At 68.9% G+C, this 2146-nt stretch carries 3 protein-coding genes; all 3 read left to right on the top strand.

Annotated elements, in window-relative coordinates; genetic code table 11:
- On the top strand, nt 1–734 hold a 734-nt coding region (gene nusA, locus AC1DHD_RS15880), incomplete at its 5' end, for a transcription termination factor NusA (protein ID WP_476880635.1).
- Nucleotides 735–939: 205 nt separating this feature from the next.
- Entirely contained in the window at nt 940–1281 is a 342-nt protein-coding gene (locus tag AC1DHD_RS15875) for a YlxR family protein (protein ID WP_476880634.1), read from the top strand.
- Nucleotides 1282–1433: 152 nt separating this feature from the next.
- Nucleotides 1434–2146: translation initiation factor IF-2 N-terminal domain-containing protein (locus AC1DHD_RS15870; RefSeq protein WP_476880633.1), on the top strand; the 713-nt coding region annotated here is incomplete at its 3' end.

The following is a 2146-nucleotide window of genomic DNA, read 5'->3' as shown; positions in this document are numbered from 1 at the left end:
CAGCGAGCACCGCGCGCCAGATCATCCTGCAGCGTCTCCGCGACGCCGAGGACGACAACGTGCTGGGCCAGTTCAAGGGCCGCGAAGGCGAACTCGTAGCCGGCACCATCCAGCAGGGCAACAACCCGCACATGATCCAGGTCAACCTCGGTAYGGTGGAGGCGCTCCTGCCCCCGCCCGAACAGGTTCCCGGTGAGAAGTACACCCACGGCAACCGGCTCCGCGCGTTCGTGATCGACGTGCACCGCGGCACCAAGGGCCCGTCCATCACGCTCTCCCGCTCCCACCCCGGCCTCGTCCGGAAACTGTTCGAGCTGGAGGTCCCGGAAATCGCGGACCGCTCGGTCGAGATTGTGGCACTGGCCCGCGAGGCCGGGCACCGCACCAAAATCGCCGTGAAGGCGAACACGCCCGGCATCAACGCCAAGGGTGCGTGCATCGGCGAAATGGGTTCCCGTGTGCGTGCGGTGATGAACGAACTGAACGATGAAAAGATCGACATTGTCGACTTCAGCGACGATCCCGCCGCGTTCATCGCCAGTGCCCTCTCGCCGTCGCGCGTGAATTCGGTCACCATCACGGACGAGGCCACCCGGTCCGCCCGCGTTGTGGTGCCGGACTACCAGCTTTCCCTCGCCATCGGCAAGGAAGGCCAGAACGCGCGCCTGGCGGCCAAGCTCACGGGCTGGCGGATCGACATCGTCTCCGACGCCGCGGAGAACCGCGACAAGTAGACCGCGCCCGGGGTCCATCCACGGACTCCGGGGCCCAGCGTCCGCCGGCCGCCGAACGCCCTCCGTTTCGGGCGTCCGGGGCCGGAGGGGCTAGAATAGACATGACCGCGCCTCACGGCCGGTATCTGTGTGCCTCCGGCACGGCCGGTTTCTGACCGGAAGTCCGGAGGACGGTAATGGCGTGGCTGGCAGGAAGATACTCGTAGTGGCAGAAGTGCAACACCTCGGGAATCAGCCGCAGCGCACGTGCATCGGATGCCGGAAGAAGGGGCTGCGGTCGGAGCTGCTCCGGCTCGTTGCCGACGCCGGCGGATCATCCGCCGTCGTAGTGGATGAACGACGCCGGATGGCTGGCAGGGGAGCATGGCTGCACCCCAGCGAAAAGTGCCTGGCACTGGCGGTCAAACGTCGAGCGTTCGGACGCGCCCTCAACGGCGCTGCCGGAACCGCCGACGTCGAACGCCGGATCATGGCAGGCACGCAAGCAGTGGACACCCCGGTGGCCGCAGCAACAACCGTCCAACCTGAAAGCGGGTCAGAAAACTGATGGAAACCCGATGAGTTCCCAGCGATGAGTGCGCAACGATGACAACTTTGTTGCGCTCTGCAATGGGCCTTCCAGCTGCACTCGCGGCGGAGGCCCGCAGTAAGAAGTAGACGGTTCGTGCCTGGCTCGGTGCGGACCGAGACAGGAGAAATGTGGCCAAGGTCCGCGTACATGAGCTTGCTAAAGAGCTCGGTATTACTTCCAAAGATGCAGTAACCAAACTGCAGGAACTGGGCGAATTCGTTCGCTCCGCCTCTTCCACCATTGAGGCCCCCGTGGTGCGGAAGCTCCGCAACGCCTACCCTGACGCGCCTGCAGCTTCGAAGTCCGAAGCGCCCGCGTCTGCCCCCAAGGCCAGCCCGGCCGCGACACGTCCGGCGCCCGCGCCGGCCCCCGCCGCCCCGAAGGCTGCCGAATCCAAGACTGAAGCTCCGGCTGCACCGGCTGCCCCGGCACCGGCTGAAGCGCCTGCAGCGGCCCCGGCCGCCCCTGCCGCCGAMGCCGCTGCTGCTCCGGCCGCTGGCGCCAAGCCGGGCGCACGCCCGGCCCCGAAGGCTGAGACCCCGGCTGCCCCGGCACGCCAGGGCGGTTCGGCTCCCCGGCCGGGCGGACCCCGTCCCGGTAACAACCCGTTCGCCACGTCCCAGGGCATGCCCCGCGGCCGCGGTGGCGACAACGAACGCGGCGCACGTCCGGGTAACAACCCGTTCGCGCCGTCCCAGGGCATGCCGCGTCCGGGCGGAAGCCGCACCGAGGGCGACCGCCCCGGCGGCCCCCGTCCCGCAGCAGGCGCAGGCGGCCCCCGTCCGGGCGCTCCGCGTCCCGCCGGTGCTGCCGGTGCACGTCCGGGCGCACCGCGTCCGGC

The organism is Arthrobacter sp. 05L45_2 (assembly GCF_056397525.1).
The sequence above is the reverse complement of the archived record's forward strand: the minus strand, read 5'-3'. Positions and strand labels throughout refer to the sequence as shown.